At 41.4% G+C, this 17,444-nt stretch carries 18 protein-coding genes and 1 pseudogene; 8 read left to right on the top strand and 11 right to left on the bottom strand.

Going from position 1 to position 17,444, the window contains the following annotated elements:
• Positions 1 to 207 precede the first annotated feature (207 nt).
• From coaBC to AC2D3N_RS13810, 3 genes are all read right to left on the bottom strand, one after another.
• Positions 208 to 1,476, bottom strand: coding sequence for a bifunctional phosphopantothenoylcysteine decarboxylase/phosphopantothenate--cysteine ligase CoaBC (gene coaBC / locus AC2D3N_RS13820; RefSeq protein WP_200816855.1), 1,269 nt, complete (start codon positions 1,474 to 1,476; stop codon positions 208 to 210).
• 37 nt (positions 1,477 to 1,513) lie between these two features.
• On the bottom strand, positions 1,514 to 1,726 hold the full coding sequence (isiD, locus tag AC2D3N_RS13815) for a protein IsiD (RefSeq protein WP_079681249.1): 213 nt from the start codon (positions 1,724 to 1,726) through the stop codon (positions 1,514 to 1,516).
• An 89-nt stretch (positions 1,727 to 1,815) separates the two neighbouring features.
• Positions 1,816 to 2,439 (bottom strand): alpha/beta hydrolase, encoded by a 624-nt coding sequence (locus AC2D3N_RS13810; protein WP_079681248.1) that lies wholly within the window; start codon positions 2,437 to 2,439, stop codon positions 1,816 to 1,818.
• Between the two features lie 93 nt (positions 2,440 to 2,532).
• Between AC2D3N_RS13810 and AC2D3N_RS13805 the strand changes: the two genes are divergently transcribed.
• Positions 2,533 to 2,871: a Uma2 family endonuclease gene (locus AC2D3N_RS13805; protein WP_079681247.1), complete on the top strand. Its 339-nt coding sequence runs from the start codon at positions 2,533 to 2,535 to the stop codon at positions 2,869 to 2,871.
• Here the strand turns inward: AC2D3N_RS13805 and AC2D3N_RS13800 are convergent.
• The 3 genes from AC2D3N_RS13800 to AC2D3N_RS13790 form a co-directional block, all read right to left on the bottom strand.
• Entirely contained in the window at positions 2,838 to 4,127 is a 1,290-nt protein-coding gene (locus AC2D3N_RS13800) for a Glu/Leu/Phe/Val family dehydrogenase (RefSeq protein WP_079681246.1), read from the bottom strand. The two genes, AC2D3N_RS13805 and AC2D3N_RS13800, sit on opposite strands and share 34 nt — an antisense overlap.
• Before the next feature lie 271 nt (positions 4,128 to 4,398).
• A complete protein-coding gene (locus tag AC2D3N_RS13795) occupies positions 4,399 to 6,174 on the bottom strand; it encodes a sensor domain-containing diguanylate cyclase (protein WP_079681245.1) in 1,776 nt (591 codons plus the stop codon).
• A gap of 264 nt (positions 6,175 to 6,438) precedes the next feature.
• On the bottom strand, positions 6,439 to 6,831 hold the full coding sequence (locus AC2D3N_RS13790; protein ID WP_079681244.1) for a winged helix-turn-helix transcriptional regulator: 393 nt from the start codon (positions 6,829 to 6,831) through the stop codon (positions 6,439 to 6,441).
• A gap of 374 nt (positions 6,832 to 7,205) precedes the next feature.
• Between AC2D3N_RS13790 and ppsA the strand changes: the two genes are divergently transcribed.
• Together ppsA and AC2D3N_RS13780 are read left to right on the top strand one after the other, a co-directional pair.
• On the top strand, positions 7,206 to 9,635 hold the full coding sequence (ppsA, locus tag AC2D3N_RS13785; protein WP_484691187.1) for a phosphoenolpyruvate synthase: 2,430 nt from the start codon (positions 7,206 to 7,208) through the stop codon (positions 9,633 to 9,635).
• Between the two features lie 235 nt (positions 9,636 to 9,870).
• Positions 9,871 to 10,173, top strand: coding sequence for a (2Fe-2S) ferredoxin domain-containing protein (locus tag AC2D3N_RS13780; protein WP_484691186.1), 303 nt, complete (start codon positions 9,871 to 9,873; stop codon positions 10,171 to 10,173).
• 182 nt (positions 10,174 to 10,355) lie between these two features.
• Here AC2D3N_RS13780 and AC2D3N_RS13775 read toward each other — a convergent pair whose 3' ends face one another.
• Positions 10,356 to 11,252 carry an alpha/beta fold hydrolase gene (locus AC2D3N_RS13775; protein ID WP_484691185.1) on the bottom strand — a complete coding sequence of 299 codons (897 nt, stop codon included), beginning with the start codon at positions 11,250 to 11,252 and terminating at the stop codon, positions 10,356 to 10,358.
• A 411-nt stretch (positions 11,253 to 11,663) separates the two neighbouring features.
• On the opposite strand from AC2D3N_RS13775, the gene AC2D3N_RS13770 reads away from it, so the two are divergent.
• Positions 11,664 to 12,134, top strand: coding sequence for an ATP-binding protein (locus AC2D3N_RS13770; RefSeq protein WP_484691184.1), 471 nt, complete (start codon positions 11,664 to 11,666; stop codon positions 12,132 to 12,134).
• 129 nt (positions 12,135 to 12,263) lie between these two features.
• On the opposite strand, the gene AC2D3N_RS13765 is transcribed toward AC2D3N_RS13770, so the two are convergent.
• Positions 12,264 to 12,593: a DUF6439 family protein gene (locus AC2D3N_RS13765; RefSeq protein ID WP_079681239.1), complete on the bottom strand. Its 330-nt coding sequence runs from the start codon at positions 12,591 to 12,593 to the stop codon at positions 12,264 to 12,266.
• 44 nt (positions 12,594 to 12,637) lie between these two features.
• Between AC2D3N_RS13765 and AC2D3N_RS13760 the strand changes: the two genes are divergently transcribed.
• On the top strand, positions 12,638 to 13,024 hold the full coding sequence (locus AC2D3N_RS13760; RefSeq protein WP_484691183.1) for a sll0565 family protein: 387 nt from the start codon (positions 12,638 to 12,640) through the stop codon (positions 13,022 to 13,024).
• A 31-nt stretch (positions 13,025 to 13,055) separates the two neighbouring features.
• Here the strand turns inward: AC2D3N_RS13760 and AC2D3N_RS13755 are convergent.
• A pseudogene (locus AC2D3N_RS13755) lies at positions 13,056 to 13,812 on the bottom strand (DevA family ABC transporter ATP-binding protein).
• A 15-nt stretch (positions 13,813 to 13,827) separates the two neighbouring features.
• Here AC2D3N_RS13755 and AC2D3N_RS13750 point away from each other — a divergent pair.
• From AC2D3N_RS13750 to AC2D3N_RS13740, 3 genes are all read left to right on the top strand, one after another.
• Positions 13,828 to 14,433: a GNAT family N-acetyltransferase gene (locus tag AC2D3N_RS13750; RefSeq protein WP_484691182.1), complete on the top strand. Its 606-nt coding sequence runs from the start codon at positions 13,828 to 13,830 to the stop codon at positions 14,431 to 14,433.
• Between the two features lie 63 nt (positions 14,434 to 14,496).
• Positions 14,497 to 14,724, top strand: coding sequence for a hypothetical protein (locus AC2D3N_RS13745; RefSeq protein ID WP_079681235.1), 228 nt, complete (start codon positions 14,497 to 14,499; stop codon positions 14,722 to 14,724).
• Between the two features lie 2 nt (positions 14,725 to 14,726).
• Positions 14,727 to 15,146 carry a PIN domain-containing protein gene (locus AC2D3N_RS13740; RefSeq protein ID WP_079681234.1) on the top strand — a complete coding sequence of 140 codons (420 nt, stop codon included), beginning with the start codon at positions 14,727 to 14,729 and terminating at the stop codon, positions 15,144 to 15,146.
• A 55-nt stretch (positions 15,147 to 15,201) separates the two neighbouring features.
• Here the strand turns inward: AC2D3N_RS13740 and devC are convergent, their stop codons facing one another.
• Both devC and AC2D3N_RS13730 read right to left on the bottom strand, forming a co-directional pair.
• Positions 15,202 to 16,377 (bottom strand): ABC transporter permease DevC, encoded by a 1,176-nt coding sequence (gene devC, locus AC2D3N_RS13735; RefSeq protein WP_484691181.1) that lies wholly within the window; start codon positions 16,375 to 16,377, stop codon positions 15,202 to 15,204.
• Positions 16,378 to 16,394: 17 nt separating this feature from the next.
• Positions 16,395 to 17,438, bottom strand: a complete 1,044-nt coding sequence (locus tag AC2D3N_RS13730; protein ID WP_484691180.1) for an HlyD family secretion protein — start codon at positions 17,436 to 17,438, stop codon at positions 16,395 to 16,397.
• Positions 17,439 to 17,444: the final 6 nt, after the last annotated feature.

Genomic DNA, 17,444 nt, shown 5'->3' with positions numbered 1-17,444 from the left:
GGAATAGGGAATAGGGAATAGGGAATAGGGAATAGGGAATAGGGAATAGGGAATAGGGAATAGGGAATAGGGAATAGGGAATAGGGAATAGGGAATAGGGAATAGGGAATAGGGAATAGGGAATAGGGAATAGGGAATAGGGACTCAAAAGTGTCCTAACTGTAATGCGTAGCGCTATATCAATTGTTAGTTATCAGTTATTAGTTGTTAGTTATAGCAGTTGTTCGCTATAAAATCAAATAACTGATGGGCTAATTGTAACTTGCTGCAAGCCCCAATTTCTAACTTCTGTCCCTGACGACTTAATAATATCCCTTGATTGGTTTCACTGCCAAATCCAGCGTTAGCTAAATCGATAGGATTAGCAACAATAACATCTAAATTTTTTCGCTGTAATTTATCTTCCGCCGGACTAACAATTTCCCCTGTTTGCGCTGCAAACCCGACTAATTTTTGGTGGGGTTGCTTCATTTTTCCCAGTTCTGCTACAATATCAACAATAGTTTCCAATGGCAGTTCTGTGGGTAGAAGGGCTTTGGGCAATTTATCCTGACTATAAATCGCCGGTTTCACATCACCCACGGCCGCCGCCATTACCGTTATATCCGCTTGGGGAAATCCTGTCAGCATCTCCCGATACATTTCTTCCCCACTGGTGACGGAGACTAACTCCACTTCGGGTAAATTTGCGACTAATTCCGTATTCATCGGGCCATGTACTAAGGTGACTGAGGCTCCTCGATGAATCGCCGCTTGTACTAAAGCCAGTCCCATTTTCCCCGTTGACGGGTTGCCAATAAACCGCACCGGATCAAGATGTTCCCGGGTTCCGCCCGCACTAATTAATATCCGTTTTCCCATTAAATCTCGTTTACCGTTGGTATTTAATAAAGAATTAATATGAGCTAATATTTGTTTGGGTTCTGCCATTCTTCCTACCCCTTCCCGAGTGGAATTGCCTGGGTTTGTAGCCCGAAGATCACAGGCAAGAATTCCATCGACGGGGGTCATCCCATGAAACCGAGGATCTAAAAATAGGGTTTGCCAATTGCGTTGTACCGAAATTTGTTTCCACATTTCCCGGTTCATAGCTGGAGCGAGTAACACCGGACAACTGGAGGCTAAAACCGTATTAGTCAGCAAATTATCTGAAAATCCTGTAGCCAATTTAGCTAAGGTATTAGCCGTCAGGGGTGCAATCAAAAAAATATCCGCCCATTCCCCTAACTGAATATGTAAGGGACGGCCGTGAGTTGGTTGCCAGAATTCTTGATCCGTATAGGCCCGATGGCGGGAGAGAGTCGCGCAGGTTAAAGGAGTAATAAATTCTTGGGCTGAGTCGGTCAAAATCACCCGCACATCAGCCCCAGCTTTCGCTAAAGTTGAAACAATTTCACAGACTTTATAAGCTGCAATGCCCCCACTAATTCCAACTAAAATATGCTTGTTCAAGGTGGAAGGCAAAATCATTTCCATTTGTTAACCTAATTCCAACCTAAAGACGATCAAAGGGTTAGGCTTCATCATAGGCCTCAAGGTCGAGCAAGTAAACATAGGGTTCCACTAGCTCGGGACGTTGAAATGCGATCGCTCGTAACAAATGCCAATCATTGAGTCCTTCAAAGGCATTATCATAATCATCTCGTTCCAGACGAGCAGCCAGTTCCGCCACATCCTCGGCTGTTAGAGTGGGAATATTCGGTGAGGATTGAGTCAAGGTTGCCATGAGTTAAACCTCCCGTGAATTGCATTTGCTTTGAGCTTGACTGGGCGGAGTTACCATTAATGGATAACCCCATCTCTATACTAAGGCTATTAGGTTGATTGTGGTATCGAATCTATTACAAAACTTCTTATTAAGCCTAAAACCTCGGGTCGAATTTCATGACCCATATTAAATTCTTGGTACTGAACTTTTGCCCCCAACTGTTCAAAAGCAGTCCTGGCTTGCCCGGCGGCTTCTATTGGCACAATCGGATCTTGTTTTCCATGAACAATTAATACCGGGGGTAAATCATGGTCTAAAGGTTCGGGGGAAAAATGCAAATAACCACTTAAAATAATTAAGCCCGCTAAAGGAAAATAACGTCCTATATCCAACACCATCGCCCCCCCTTGGGAAAATCCCCCTAAAATGGTTCGGGATAGGGGAACTCCGGTACTCGCTTCTAAGGATTCTAACCATTCCTTGACCTGCTGTTGGGTTTCGGCTAATCCTTCATATTCAGGGGTTTCTAAGGCGTACCAGGCCCTTCCCATCGGGGCTTGAGGATGGGGAAAGGGGGCCTGGGGAAAGATGAATTGATAGTCGCTCAAACGCAACATCGGAGCTAGGGAGGTGAGATCCTCAGCATTTGCGCCCCAACCGTGCATCAGCACAATTAATCCTTGAGGGGGTTTGCCAGTTTCAGGGGGAATGGAGATAAACTTTAAAGCCATAATTGTTGTTGATTTTTAATATTCATTGTTTATTTTAATCTCCATTCAGTAGGTGGGCGGTAAAATTTATAAGTGTATAACCAACATAATTCGATGATTGCGAAAGTTGCTCATCACTATAGTTTGGACGAATATCGCGCCCTTGAAGAAAAAGCAGAAGGACGTAGTGAATATCGTGATGGAGAAATCGTACCCATGCCCGGAGGATCGCTCAACCACAGTCGTATTGGTCGCAATATTTTGACCTATTTGTGTGTTGTGCTTGGGGATACGCAATTTGAGCAGAAATTTACCGTAATGTTATTTTTAAATAGGCGATCGCTTGACACTCCCCCTAACCCCACCAGTCGTAGAGACGTTGCATGCAACGTCTCTACACCGGGAATATTTAGCAAACATTACGGATACAAACCCCGATCTTTTAAGGCTTGAGCTACTCGACCCACGCCTAAAGTATAGGCGGCTAATCGCATAGAAACCCCCCGTTGTTTGGCTAGTTCACTCACCCGAGCATAGGCCTGTACCATCAGGTGTTCCATTTCATGATTCACCCGTTCCTCATCCCAGAAGACAAAGGATTGACCTTGTACCCATTCCCAATAACTAACAACCACACCGCCCGCATTAGCGAGAATATCGGGTAAAACCATAATTCCCCGGGCTTCTAACATTTGATCTGCTAATAATGTAATCGGGGCATTAGCTGCTTCGGCGATCATTTTAGCCTTGATTTGATCGGCATTTTCTTCGGTAATTTGATCTTCCATGGCTGCTGGAATTAACACATCACAAGCTAATGTTAATAATTCGGCATTGCTAATCGGTTCACTATCAGGAAATCCCGTGATATCATGGTTGTTTTGGGCTGCATAGGCTTGCAGAGCCGGAATATCTAAGCCATTTTCGGAATAGATCCCACCATGGACATTAGAAACCGCTAAGACCGTCGCCCCAGCTTCATAAAACAATTGCGCGGCCGCCGCCCCCACTTTTCCAAAACCCTGAATCACAATCGCTGCACCTTCGAGGGATTTGCCCTGTTCGGCTAAAGCTTCGCGCACGGTAATCATCACACCCCGTCCGGTTGCCATTTCCCGTCCTTTCGACCCACCAATAGATAGAGGTTTTCCAGTCACCACCCCCAGCACGGCCCGTCCCATGTTCATCGAATAGGTATCCATAATCCAAGCCATTTCTCGAGCGGAGGTTCCCACATCGGGGGCGGGAATATCGGTTTCTGGCCCAATATCTTTGATCAGTTCACTCGCGTAGCGACGGGTGATCCGTTCTAACTCATTAATACTATATTGATGGGGGTCAAAGCCAATGCCACCCTTAGCACCCCCGTAGGGAATTCCCAATAAAGCGCATTTCCAAGTCATTAACATCGCTAAGGCGGAGAGTTCCCCCAAGTTCACCGAAGGATGATACCGTAAACCTCCTTTATAGGGGCCAAGTACATCGCAATGCTGCACACGATGTCCGGCTAACACCTCAACTTTACCGTTATCCAGTTTGACGGGAATTGAGACGGTGACAACTTTGCGGGGTTGTTGTAACACCACCAGCACATTGTCATCGAGATCTAACTCAACTGCGGCCTGTCCCAAATAGCTACAGGTGCGATCGTAGGGACAAATATAGGCCGGAGTCGGTGCGGGATTAATTCTGACGGGAGAGGATACCATTTGCAGACCTCCTATTGAGATCAGAGAGTTGAATTTGTCTTCCTATCTGTAGCCTAACCTGTGATCCCGAAGAAAAGATTAAATTTGTAATAATTGTTACAGAATTTTACTTTTATGAGTAATACGGGGCGTTGCCTATTAACTGATAACTTATTAACTGATATAGCAGTTGCCACATCTATTAGGACATTCTTGAAAGCTAAAAGCTACTTATAGTAAGTATTTACCTATTGCCCATTGCCCATTCCCTATTGCCTCTTGCTATAACTGATCACTGATAACCGATCACTGATAAGGGTTGCGCCCAGGAAACCCATTGATCTCGTCCTTGTTTTTTGGCACTGTAGAGGGCTTGATCGGCTTCGTTGATTAGGTCTTGGGGAAGTAGATCCGATCGGGGGATTTGACTGGAAACTCCCAGACTGACTGTAACGATGGATTTTCCCGTCGGAATATTGGTATGGGAAATCGTTAAGTTTCTGACCACCGCTTGAATTTTATCAGCCACACGATAGGCTTGATCGGGATTGGTATTGGGTAAAATCACCGCAAATTCTTCTCCGCCATACCTGGCTAAAAGATCCGTTGAGCGTAGAATTTTTTGCACGGATCGGGTAATACTAATTAAGCATTGATCTCCGGCAGGATGTCCATAAAAATCGTTATAAAGTTTAAAATAATCGACATCAAATAAAATCAGAGATAAATATTGATGATTGTCTTTAGCTGTTTCCCAAGTCTTGTTAAAAAAAGCATTAAAATAACGACGATTGGCAATGCCCGTTAACCCATCTCTGCGAGCCAGTTTTTCTAATTTTAAGTTTGCGGTTTTCAGTTCTTTAAGTGTTAGGTTTAATTGTTCTGCTTGGGAACGAGTTTGAACTAATAAATCCGAGTGGCTCAGGGCAATACTGAATTGAGCCGCTAACTGCTTGACAAATTGGAGCTCGGTTTTTGTCCATTGACGGGGGCGATCGCATTGATGAATACAGAGTAATCCCCAGAGTATTTTACCCTTCATTAAAGGCGAAACAATTTGGGCTTGAATCTGAAATTTTTCTAAGATTTTAAGATGACAATCTTTTAATCCATATTCATAAATATTGTTTAAAACTTGCATTCGACCCTGTTGGTAATCCAGGGCATATTTTTCTCCAAAACACCGATCGTTAATTGGAGTGATTAAAGCAGAATCATAGATCGGTAAAACGCTTTCTGAAACAAATTGACCCGAACAATAGTTAGTTTCTGGATCAAAGCGAAAGATGCCCACTCGATCCGCATTGAGGGCTCTGAGAACTTCTCTAGCCGTGGTTTTGAATAAAATATCTAAATCTAAAGATTCCCGAATTGCCGCAATTACGGTTAATAAAATTTGCTGTTGTTCGCTGGTTTCTTGTAAATCTTTGGCTTTTCGTTCCGATTGAGCTAATAATTCAGCTTGCTGTACAGCAAACCCTAACTGAGTGGCAACTTGAGCTAAAAATTCTACCTCTGAATCTTGCCATTCCCGAGGGTTTGAATGTTGATAAGCCGCTAAAACTCCCCAAAGTTTTTGTTTTGTAAAAATAGGAACCGTTGCATAGGCTTGGATACCAAACTGTTGTAAAACATCGAGATGACATTGAGATAATTCGGCTTTCAGTACATCAGAAACCACTAGAGTTTGATTTTCTTTATACCGCCCTCCTTGGTTTTTTTGAAGATAAGTATCAATCCAAACCGTATTTTTTCCTAAACTTTCATGATCGATCCAACCGGGTTCGGCAAATTCAAAATCACTGACAAATTCCCCGCCCCAATCTTCATAAAAACGATAAACTGCGACCCGTTCTGCTCCTAATAGTTTACAGGTTTCTTTAGTTGTCGTGCGAAAAATATAATCAATGTCTAAAGAGGCTCGAATCTTACTAATCACACGATAAAGAGCATTCTGCTGTTGCTTCATCTGCTCAATCTTGGTTGTTTCTGATAAGAGGTTAGCTTCTAATTCATTCAGACTCGGTAATCCCAATAACCGACAACTCCAATTGATTAGGGGACGCATGATGGCCGACGGGCTAAATAATTTTTTTATATACAACATTAGCAAAGCATTCTTGTCAAGAATTGCGATTGTTTTGAGTATTCAATATCCATCAGAATTCTACATCAGATCTGATGTTCCTGAAACCCGCACCCGGTCTGGGATTTTCCTAATCATCTCACCTCAACAATCCCGGAAAACAGACGTTCGATGTTAGTTCTGAAATCCATTTTAGCGCGGGTTATCGACAGGAATGGGAAAACTCTGTCCGCCCCTAAACTGTCCCTAAACCCCCAATTCTAAGGGACAAACACAGTGGCTATCCTTTAACCAGTGTTCTCCCACCTGTTTTAAGGCGAGTAAAATTGGTTGAAGTTCCCGTCCCTTATCGGTTAGACAATATTCTACCCGTGGAGGAATTTCAGCATAAACCGTACGGAGGATTAACCCATGTTTTTCCAATTCCCGCAACCGGATGGTGAGGGTTTTGGTGCTAATTCCGGGTAACGATTCTAATAATTCATGGGTGCGTTGATGTCCCCGAAATAACTCCCGCAGGATGGAGATTGACCATTTTGTTCCGATTAACTCCAGGATGAACTCAATGGGACAAATGGCGTCCAGACATTGGTTGCTTTCCCAGATCTCCGTGGTTTTGTAACATTCCTTAACTTTCATTCGCGCCTCCTAAAAAAACTTAATGTTTCTTAAACTATCTCTCAGAAGCCGATAGGTCGCCATTCTTTCCTTTAAGTAACTAAGACTATTTTACCAAGAGGGATGTCGATTTCCCACAGACGAAATAAGATAAAAGTAGGAACAATTAAACGCCAGGAATTGAGTCGGCTACCCCCTGCTCTCCAACTCTAACAAAATAAAACTCGACGTTTAAATATTGGGGATCAAGGGTTTTCATATTTTAGAGGAAACGTTAACTCTGTCGAAAGACAGAAAAAACTAACCTTTTCCCTCAACAGACTTATTTTGCAACAAAAGTACACACACCCTATCTAACCATTAGATAGTCCGTTGCGTTTGGAGAGATTTAAACCATGTTAAAAACTTTACCATTTAAACCCCTATCTCAACAGAAAGAACAAGCCTTAATTCTCTGGTTTGATCAAGTGGGAATTAAAGATATTGGTTTAGTAGGAGGAAAAAATGCTTCCTTGGGAGAAATGATTCAACAATTACAACCTAAAGGTATTAATGTTCCTCAAGGATTTGCAATTACAGCCTACGCCTATTGGTATTTTATTACTTATGCTAATTTAGAACAACAACTCAGACAATTATTTGCCAAGTTGGATGTCGAAGATCTGAAAAATCTGCGTGATTGTGGTCAACGGGCGCGATCGCTGATTTTAAATACTTTATTCCCTCCCAAATTAGAAACCGAAATCCTATCCGCCTATCAAAAACTTTGCGATCGCTATGGTCAAAATACCGATGTCGCCGTGCGCTCCTCCGCCACCGCCGAAGACTTACCCGATGCGAGTTTTGCCGGACAACAAGAAACCTACTTAAATATTAAAAGCGGTAAAGCTGTCCTAGATGCAACTCGTCAATGTTTTGCGTCTATTTTTACCGATCGCGCCATCTCCTATCGGGCTTTAAAAGGATTTGATCATCTGAATATTGCCCTATCTGTCGGTATTCAAAAAATGGTACGTTCTGACTTAGCCACATCGGGGGTAATGTTCTCCATTGATACCGAAACCGGATTTAAAAATGCTGCCTTAATTACGGCGGCTTACGGGTTAGGAGAAACCGTTGTTCAAGGTACCGTTAATCCCGATGAATATTTGGTTTTTAAACCCACCTTACGGGAAGGATTCAAACCCATTTTAGAGAAACGCTTAGGCACAAAAGCGATTAAAATGGTCTATGAAATGGGACAAACCACCAAAAATATTAATGTTCCGATTTCTGAACAAAAAAAATACGCCCTCTCGGAAGATGAAATTCTGAAATTAGCCCAATGGACAGTGATGATCGAAGATCACTATTCCCAAGTCCGACAATGTTACTCTCCGATGGATATTGAATGGGCAAAGGATGGCTTAACTGGAGAATTATTTATTGTTCAAGCTCGCCCAGAAACCGTACAATCTCAAAAAACTGGTCGAGTATTAGAGCATTATAAATTGCAAGGTAAAGGTCGGGTATTAGTTACAGGTCGGGCAGTTGGGGACAAAATTGGACAGGGGAAAGCCCGTATTATGACTAATGTTAAAAACATGGATCAGTTCCAACCCGGGGATGTCTTAGTTACCCATCGCACTGACCCCGACTGGGAACCAATTATGAAAAAAGCCAGTGCTATTATTACTAACTCCGGGGGCAGAACTTGTCACGCGGCGATTATTGCCCGAGAGTTAGGAATCCCGGCAATTGTCGGGTCAATTAATGCCACAGAAATCCTAAATACTGGGGATAAAATTACGGTTTCTTGTGCAGAAGGAGAAGAAGGAAAAGTCTATCAAGGATTAGTTCCTTTTGTGGTGGAAGAAACGGTTTTAGACCATCTTCCTAAAACCCGAACTAAAATTATGATGAATGTGGGAAACCCAGAAGAAGCGTTTAAATTGTCGGCAATTCCCAATGATGGAGTCGGGTTAGCGCGGTTAGAATTTATTATTGCCAATCATATCCAAACTCACCCCTTAGCGTTAATTCATTTTGATCAATTAGAGGATCAAACCGTTCAACAACAAATTGCCCAATTAACCGAACAATATGATCATAAACCGGATTTCTTTGTCGATAAACTTGCCCAGGGAATTAGTATGATTGCGGCGGCATTTTATCCGAATCCTGTGGTGGTGCGGATGAGTGATTTCAAAAGTAATGAATATGCGAATTTATTGGGGGGTCGGCAATTTGAACCTATCGAAGAAAATCCCATGATTGGTTGGCGGGGGGCGTCCCGATATTATGACCCGAAATATCAAGAGGCTTTTGCCTTAGAATGTCAAGCCTTAAAACGAGTCAGAAATGAAATGGGATTGGCAAATGTGATCCCAATGATTCCTTTTTGTCGGACACCGGAAGAAGGTAAAAAAGTCTTAGCAGAAATGGCAAAACACGGGTTAGTTCGCGGTCAACAGGGGTTACAAGTCTATGTGATGTGTGAATTACCAAGTAATGTTTTGATGGCAGATGAGTTTTGTCAGGTGTTTGATGGGTTCTCGATTGGATCTAATGATTTAACCCAATTAACGTTAGGATTAGATCGAGATTCGGCTTTGGTGGCGCACATTTTTGATGAACGAAATGAAGCGGTGAAACGAATGATTGAAATGGCGATCGCAACGGTTAAAGAATATAATCGTAAGATCGGAATTTGTGGTCAAGCTCCCAGTGATTATCCTGAATTTGCTCGTTTCTTAGTGGAATTAGGAATAGATTCCATCAGTTTAAATCCTGATTCGGTGTTGAGGACAACTTTGGATATTGCTCAGATGGAAGCATCGCTTTAAGTCAATGGGTTTAAATATAGTGTAAGTCAATCTCTGCTTTAGCATCCGCTAGAGCAGTTTTTTTTCGGGTATGTCAGCAAAGCGCACGCATCAAAATAATTTATAGCTAATTTAACCACAAAGACACAAAGACACAAAGAAGTTGTAAACACTAACTTTGATCTTTGGAGTTGTTTTAAGTTAAATTGTAGATGGAGTTAATTGTTAGTTTTTAATTGAAATTAAATGTTTATCTATGCCAACTCAACCCCCTCGTTGTGTGTTAATTTGTCAACATCAGTCTTGCCAACTCCAAGGTGCAAGTAAAGTTCTGGAGGCTTTCCAAAATCTTAATATTGAGGGAGTTACCCTAGAAGCCAGTGGTTGTCTGGGTCAATGTAATACTGGCCCGACGGTGCGGGTAATTCCTGATGAAATTTGGTATTATCGGGTTAAACCCGAAGACGTTCCCCTGATCGTTGAACAACACCTCAAACAAGGCGAACCCGTCCAAGATAGACTCAACCCTCGGATTCATCCCCGATATGAATATTATTAAACCGTTGTTGCGATTCATCGCATCTTAGTGTTAAAAGTTGCTGAAAATTTATGATTATGCTACAGATCAGATCCCCCTAAATCCCCCTTAAAAAAGGGGGACTTTGAATATTGAACTTTAAAATCATAACCAGCAGTTTAAGCGTCCTAGCTCACTGGCTAATATAGTTTCAAAAAGGTAGCTTACATCTGTTCCAAAACCCAAGAATGAATAATATCATTAACTTGTTCAGGAACTTCATCATGGGGGCAATGACCCGCACTTAGAAAGTATTCTTGTAACTGGGGATAATATTGATGAAATTTGCCACTTCGTTCTCGACATTTCATCCAGGGATCTCCTTCTCCCCAAATTAATAATAGAGGAGCGGTTAACTGATTTAATAGTATATCTACTTTTTCGCCTTGGGGACTTTTGAATACCGAGGCAAAGACCTGGGCGGCACCGGAATCACAGGAGGGACGATAAATTTCTTCTACTAATTGATCGGTAACTGCATCGGGATTAACATAGACTTTCAGGAGGGTTTTACGAATAATAGAACGGCGTTTTGTCCATTGGAAAATTAAAAAACTCACCCAATCTTGACGGAAAAGCGATCGCGTAGTTTGAGAAATAGCCTTTTGCCAAAAGGCAGGTTCTGGACGGGGTTCTGTCTCTGTAAATGGCCCAGCACTATTGAGTAAAATCACGCCTTTTGCCGTTGATGGACATTGGGCGGCAACACATAAACAGGCATACCCCCCTAAAGAATTTCCCGCTAAAATCACGGGTTGACCAATCACCTCGGTAATGAAGTCATGGAGTTGATCCCGCCACAGTTGACCACTATATTCGACCTTGGGTTTTGCAGACCTACCAAACCCTAATAAATCAATCGCCCAGACTTCAAAATCCGATTGTAACCCTTGTATATTTTTACGCCAGTGGTCAGTAGATGCTCCAAACCCATGCACTAAAAGCAACGGCGGACGTTGGGGATGACGTTCTCCGGCGCGGACATAGTAAATCGAGTGATCCCGCCACTGCCAATATTGTCCCGGGATCACTTCTGGAGTCAGAGTTACAGGGGCTATCATGTCGTTTTATCAAAAAATGTTAATTTACATTAATAATATTAGCAAGACGATTAAAAGTATCAAGGGTGATTTGATCTTTTGTATCGATAGCTACTAAGTTTTAGCCATTAGGATAAATTAAGGGGGTTGATTTTGTTATCCCGATCAACAGTCAAATCTAAGTCTGCTCTTGGCTTGTTTTCTGCTAAATTCCTTGATTTCTCTCAAGTTGAGACTGTTTATATTGCAAATGTAATACAAAAAAATACACTATTTTTCAAAATTAATTGTGTTTTTTCCTATTCTTTTGGTAATCTAATGAATGAACGGGTACTCACGCTCACCCACCAAGGTTAAGTTCCAGACTGGGAGAGAATTTATAACTATACAGGGTGTGAGGTTTATCCACCACGTTGCCAGGGAGTTTTCCGTGTGATTGCTTTAACATCGCGTCCGGTTAAACGAAACTGGGTCACAATTAGCTTTGCTTCCACATTGTATCTCTGTCCAGTTTTGGACTTGCTTCTGTCTGAAATTCCAGACCCGTTGCAAGCCGAAATTCGCCTGGGACTACAAGAAGCCCTTGTCAATGCCGCCAAGCATGGCAACAAGCTAGACCCCAGTAAAACAGTAGTTGTCCGTTTTTGTTTAATTCAAGATTATTGCTGGTGGATTATATCAGATCAGGGCGGCGGTTTTAAACCTCCTTGTCAGTGTCAATTGCGGGAGGAGGAAAACGATAAACATACCCATGATTCCGATTTACCCCATGATGAACATGAATGTGGACGAGGTTTGTACATTCTCTATCAAATCTTTGATCGTGTGCAATGGAATCGAACTGGGACAGAACTGACGTTATGTAAGAAAGTGACAAGTGCTTATAAACGACAGGATTGGTAATGGTTTTAATCCGTTAAAATTCGTCAAAACCACCTCTTTGATAGGGAGTTGAGTGGTTACCAGTGGAGATTTTATCTCTAATTTTGTCCCCAATTACTTGATTTCAACTCCCAATGCTAGAATAAGTTGCTAGGAGTTATGACTGATTTTTTTTGTTGTGCCATGGGTGGGACAAGGCGGAGCGGAAATCAATCTTTCTAACCAACCTACCGCTTGATTTAACCGAGGAATCACTTCTTTAGGCTGATTCTTAAGCAAAAACACTAAAGCCGCCGCCAAATGTTCCCCAGCGCGGGCATTGCGGTCGGATTTAAGGCGATGCCAGTCTCGTTCAGGAATGGCTAACCGTTCCGATAGGGCTTGGGCGAGTTCCAATGTGCTATACTCGCTGAGACTAGCCGTGCGTGGACTGATATTATGCTTAGAAAGGTCGGTAGTTGTGGAATTGGAGTCAGTCATAAATGATAGTGTTAATTGCGGGGTGAATTCGGTCTTTTACTATTATGGCAAGTCAACCATCATCTCAACCCCCATCAACGAATAATTCTGATCAGGATGGGACTCAAGCTATTGAACAGGGGTTAATCGAGGTTGAACAATCTTTGATTAATCTTAAACAACGATTGACGCAAATTCAACGGGATGAACAACGCCAAATAGAATTAAAAAACCGTATTGATGAAGTTATTCCTCAAATTCGTCAAACGAAATCGCAACAGTTAAAAGAGGAATTAGACCAGTTAAAAACGCAGTTAGAAACTATAGAATTTGATTTGGAAAGTCGTTTGGTGACTTGGGGCAGTTTTAAGGAACCTTTTTGGCAAGCGGTTCGTTTTGGAGGGTTAGGAATTGTGATCGGTTGGGTGTTGAAATCCTGTTCTGGAAGGTAAAAATAAAATGATATCGGATATTCTGGTTAGGTTAAGTGTTTGATTTCAAATTGTTATTGGGTGTTAGTTCGGAATTAGTAATTAAGGCTCCGTCTTCCATGTGAATAATCCGATCAGCCACGTCTAAAATTCGATTATCATGGGTAACAATTAAAATAGTACAACCCTGTTCTTTGGCTAAGGTTTGCATTAAATTAACCACATCTCTCCCCGAGTGACTATCCAGGGCGGCGGTGGGTTCATCTGCTAATACAATGGGGGGATGACTAACTAATGCCCGGGCGATCGCCACCCGTTGTTTTTGTCCTCCCGAGAGATTATCAGGATAATAATTTAAGCGATCTCTTAACCCGACTTTATCTAACATAGCAGTCGCTTTTTGTTGTATTTCTGAACGAGAAAATTTATCCTGAACTTCTAACCCCATTTGCACATTTTGTAAGGTCGTTAAGCTCCGATGTAAATTATGAGCTTGGAAAATATAACCCGTATTTCTTCGGGCTTTAACTAACTCTCCTGAACGCGCACCATAGAGTTTCTCGTCCTAATATATTTAAACTTCCCGACTGTACAGAACGTAACGCTCCAATTAAGGTTAATAATGTAGTTTTTCCTGAACCAGAGGGGCCAGTCATAATCACAATTTCACCAATGGTAATTTCTAAGTTAATATCATATAACACCTGTTTTTGCAATTGATCGTGACCAAAATAATGGTCTAAATTTTGAATTGCGATAGCTGTATTGGTTTTTGTGGAATTTTGAATATCTTGGATTTGAGTTTGCATGGAGTTACCCTAAAAATGGATATTTTTTTAGAAACGAAACGGTTAATTTTACGGCAGTTTACTGAACTGGATGCAGATTTTTTATGGAATTTAGATAACGATCCTAGGGTGATGAAGTATATTAATGGTGGACATTTCACACCTAAAGAATTTATTCAGACTCAAACATTACCGAGATTTATGGGATATTATAGCAGATATTTATATTTTGGGGTTTGGGCTATTGTTGAAAAAGCCACCGGAGAGTTGATCGGTTGGGTACATTTTTTCCCCGCCATTGATCACCCTTTTGCCATGGCGTTAAATCTGGTACAACCCAATGAAATTGCGTTAGGATATCGGTTGATTTATAACAGTTGGGGAAAAGGATACGCAACGGAAGCCTGTCAAATTCTAGTAGATAAAGGGTTTTTAGAATGGGGAGTAAAACGAGTTATTGCTTGGGCATTAGTAGCTAATCAAGGTTCAATTCGAGTTATGGAAAAGCTAGGATTAACCTTAGAAAAACAGTTTAGATTTAGTGAACATCAACTTCCCTATTTTAATTTTGAAGAACGTCAAGCTGTTAAATATAGTCGGGGTAGATCGGAAATCCCTCCAGAAACCGGGTTTTTCCGATAACTTTTCCATAACTGACTTTATAATCTATAATAGATATTATCAAGTCTAGCTGGAATCAAACTGATGTCAAATCAAAGTCTATACAGTATTAGTCTGGAAAATCAAGATATTATTATTAAATTTAATCGAGAGATGGTAAATTTGGAGTTATTAACTCAATTTTTAGAATATCTTGAGTTAGAATCAATTCGTAATCGTAGTCAACTGACAGCAGAACAAATAACTAACCTGAGTCAAGAAGTTAATCAAGAAGTTTGGGATACCTTAACGTCCAAGTCTTGGGTTAGTTAATTATGTTAACTCAAAAGCCGATTATTGTTGATACTAATATATTGTTTTCTGCATTGCTTAGGGAAAATTCTCGTTTCAGTGAATTATTGCTAACTTCAGAGTATGCGTTTTTTGTTTGCGAACTTGTATTTGTAGAACTATTTAAGCGCAAGGAAAAAATCATTCAACTTAGTCATTTAACCGAAGAAGAAATTATTCAAATCTATTATATTTTGCTAAAACGCCTTCATCTCTATAAAGAAGATTTAATTACTTTAGAATATCGTAGACTAGCTTACGAACTATGCCAAGGTGTTGATGTGAGTGATACCCCTCATGTAGCATTAACGCTGCAATTGGATGGATTATTATGGACTGGAGACAAAAAATTAAAACTAGGCTTAAAAAATAAAGGATTTAAACAATTTTTTGAACTCAAATAAATATCAACCCATTTTTTTTACTCCTCATTCACAACCAGACACTTAGAAGTAAGAATCAAAAGATATCAGCAGGATCGGCGGCTTGTAATTTACGAGTGGCGATCGCACCGGATAACATACACATAATAACCGTTAATATTAACACTTGAACCGCTCGAAATAAGGTCATATATAAAGGTAAATTGGTAGCTTGTCTGGTTAAACGATATAAGCCTAAAGAAATCGTAGCACCCGGAATAAATCCCATAATTGCTAAAATAATTGCTTCTTCAAAAACAATCCCTAATAAATAGGCATTTCTAAATCCCATAGCTTTGAAAGTAGCATATTCGGGGGTATGGTCAGCAACATCTGTCGCCAAAACTTGATAAACAATAATCACCCCGACTACAAACCCCATGGCTGTCCCTAAACTAAACACAAATCCAATCGCAGTATTTTTTGACCAGTAATCCTTTTCAAAGGCTAAAAATTGTTCACTGGTTAAAACTTTTACATCTTTGGGTAAATAGTTTTGTATGTCTGTTGCTACTTTTTCCACATCATAACCCGGTTCAACTTTAACCATTCCAGCACTAATTCCCCCTGGTTTTCTTCGGGGAAATAATCGTAAAAAATTGTGATCGCTGGTAATCAATGTTCCATCCGCCGCAAAGGAAGCACCGACTTTAAATAATCCCGCAATTTTGAGGGTGCGTTTTTCTAATTCGGTACTAACAATTTTACCCTGATCAACTTTAGCAATAACTTCTTGATAATCCCCCCTCGAAGACCGATCAAATAAAACCTGATCGGCTAATTTAATCACGTCTAAATTTTGTTGAACTTCGGGTAAATTAAAAGCCGAATGACGGGGATCAAATCCGATGACTAAAATCGCTGTTTTTTTCCCTGTTTTGGGGTTTTTCCAATCGGAAAAATTAACATATAAGGGGTCTGCGGATTTCACCCCCGGAACATCCATGGCTTGATATAAACGTCGCCGGGGTAAAGTTGATAAATTGACTAAATTTCTGGCTTGGGGACTAATAATAAAAATATCCGCATCTAAATGATTATGCAATCTGGTATTACTATCATATAATGCTGTTTGAAATCCCAATTGCATAAAAATTAAAACATCCGCAAAGGCAATTCCTGATAAAGCCACTAACATCCGGGCTTTATCATGACTTAATTGCAACCATCCCAACGGTGTTCTATTTACTAATCTCTGTATAAATCCGATCATAAATTACGAATTACGAATTACTGAGTGATTGTGACTTTAACTTGTAAATTAGTTAAACTCGCGGCTTTTTTGCTAGAAATATCATCTAATTTAACTCTAACTTCGATAACTCTGGCATCAATATTTGTGGTCGGATCAATATCTAAAGCACTTTGTTTTTTGACTCTTAATCCAACTTCTTCAACTGTACCTTTTAACGGTTGGAGTAACGCATCCGCCGTAATGGTTGCCGCTTGTCCCGAATGTATTTTAGGAATATCACTATCATAAACTTCAGCAACAGCATACATTTGTTCGGTTTGTCCTAGTTCGAGAATGCCGTCATTAGAAATCAGTTCCCCGGCGTGGGTATTTACGTCGATCACCCGTCCGGTTTGGGGCGATCGCACATAAGCTTGTTCTAAGTTCGCTTCCGCTTGTTTAACAGCAGCTTCAGCCTTTGTTAATTCACTTTTGGCTAATTGGACATCCACTGGACGGACTTCGCTAACGGCTGTTAAAGTAGCTTGGGCTTCAGCAATTTGTTGGTCAACGGTGGCGATGGTGCGGCTGAGGTTGGCTTGGGCTTCTCGAATTTGTTCAGTGCGGCTGCTAATAGTTTCGTTCAGGTTGGCTTGGGCTTCCTGTAAGCGTTTAAGGCTGGTTTCGGCCTGCAAACATTGACTATCGCGATCTTGGGCGGATACAGCCCCATCCTGATATAAGTTGTCGTAGCGTTGACAGTTGGTTTCAGCGTTGTTGAGTTCTGCCTGAATTCGGTCTAGGGTGGCTTCTTGGGCGCTCCGTTCTCCCCGGAGTTGGGCCTCTAGGGTAGCAATGGTAGCTTTTTGGGTGATAATTTGCCCCTCTAACTCCGCCTGGTTGCCCTGAAATCGGGCTTTTTGAGCCTGAATATCCCCCCGTTTCGCCCCCGCTTGGACTTGCTCTAAACGGGCAACGGCAACTTCTACTTCGGTTTTGGCTTGTTCTAGGGCCGCTTGTAGCCGCTCTCGACTATCCAAAATGGCGATCGCTTGTCCCGCCTCCACCAAGTCCCCCTCTTTCACCAATAATTGATCCACCCGACT

It is taken from the genome of Planktothrix sp. PLAVEN19ND, assembly GCF_057220675.1.
This window is presented reverse-complemented; position numbering and strand designations above follow the sequence as displayed.

Excerpts from the sequence above, each read along its gene's own strand:
- coaBC (WP_200816855.1), bottom strand. The coding sequence starts at position 1,476 with ATGGAAATGATTTTGCCTTCCACCTTGAACAAGCATATTTTAGTTGGA.
- isiD (WP_079681249.1), bottom strand. The coding sequence starts at position 1,726 with ATGGCAACCTTGACTCAATCCTCACCGAATATTCCCACTCTAACAGCC.
- AC2D3N_RS13810 (WP_079681248.1), bottom strand. The coding sequence starts at position 2,439 with ATGGCTTTAAAGTTTATCTCCATTCCCCCTGAAACTGGCAAACCCCCT.
- AC2D3N_RS13805 (WP_079681247.1), top strand. The coding sequence starts at position 2,533 with ATGATTGCGAAAGTTGCTCATCACTATAGTTTGGACGAATATCGCGCC.
- AC2D3N_RS13800 (WP_079681246.1), bottom strand. The coding sequence starts at position 4,127 with ATGGTATCCTCTCCCGTCAGAATTAATCCCGCACCGACTCCGGCCTAT.
- AC2D3N_RS13795 (WP_079681245.1), bottom strand. The coding sequence starts at position 6,174 with ATGCGTCCCCTAATCAATTGGAGTTGTCGGTTATTGGGATTACCGAGT.
- AC2D3N_RS13790 (WP_079681244.1), bottom strand. The coding sequence starts at position 6,831 with ATGAAAGTTAAGGAATGTTACAAAACCACGGAGATCTGGGAAAGCAAC.
- ppsA (WP_484691187.1), top strand. The coding sequence starts at position 7,206 with ATGTTAAAAACTTTACCATTTAAACCCCTATCTCAACAGAAAGAACAA.
- AC2D3N_RS13780 (WP_484691186.1), top strand. The coding sequence starts at position 9,871 with ATGCCAACTCAACCCCCTCGTTGTGTGTTAATTTGTCAACATCAGTCT.
- AC2D3N_RS13775 (WP_484691185.1), bottom strand. The coding sequence starts at position 11,252 with ATGATAGCCCCTGTAACTCTGACTCCAGAAGTGATCCCGGGACAATAT.
- AC2D3N_RS13765 (WP_079681239.1), bottom strand. The coding sequence starts at position 12,593 with ATGACTGACTCCAATTCCACAACTACCGACCTTTCTAAGCATAATATC.
- AC2D3N_RS13760 (WP_484691183.1), top strand. The coding sequence starts at position 12,638 with ATGGCAAGTCAACCATCATCTCAACCCCCATCAACGAATAATTCTGAT.
- AC2D3N_RS13750 (WP_484691182.1), top strand. The coding sequence starts at position 13,828 with ATGGATATTTTTTTAGAAACGAAACGGTTAATTTTACGGCAGTTTACT.
- AC2D3N_RS13745 (WP_079681235.1), top strand. The coding sequence starts at position 14,497 with ATGTCAAATCAAAGTCTATACAGTATTAGTCTGGAAAATCAAGATATT.
- AC2D3N_RS13740 (WP_079681234.1), top strand. The coding sequence starts at position 14,727 with ATGTTAACTCAAAAGCCGATTATTGTTGATACTAATATATTGTTTTCT.
- devC (WP_484691181.1), bottom strand. The coding sequence starts at position 16,377 with ATGATCGGATTTATACAGAGATTAGTAAATAGAACACCGTTGGGATGG.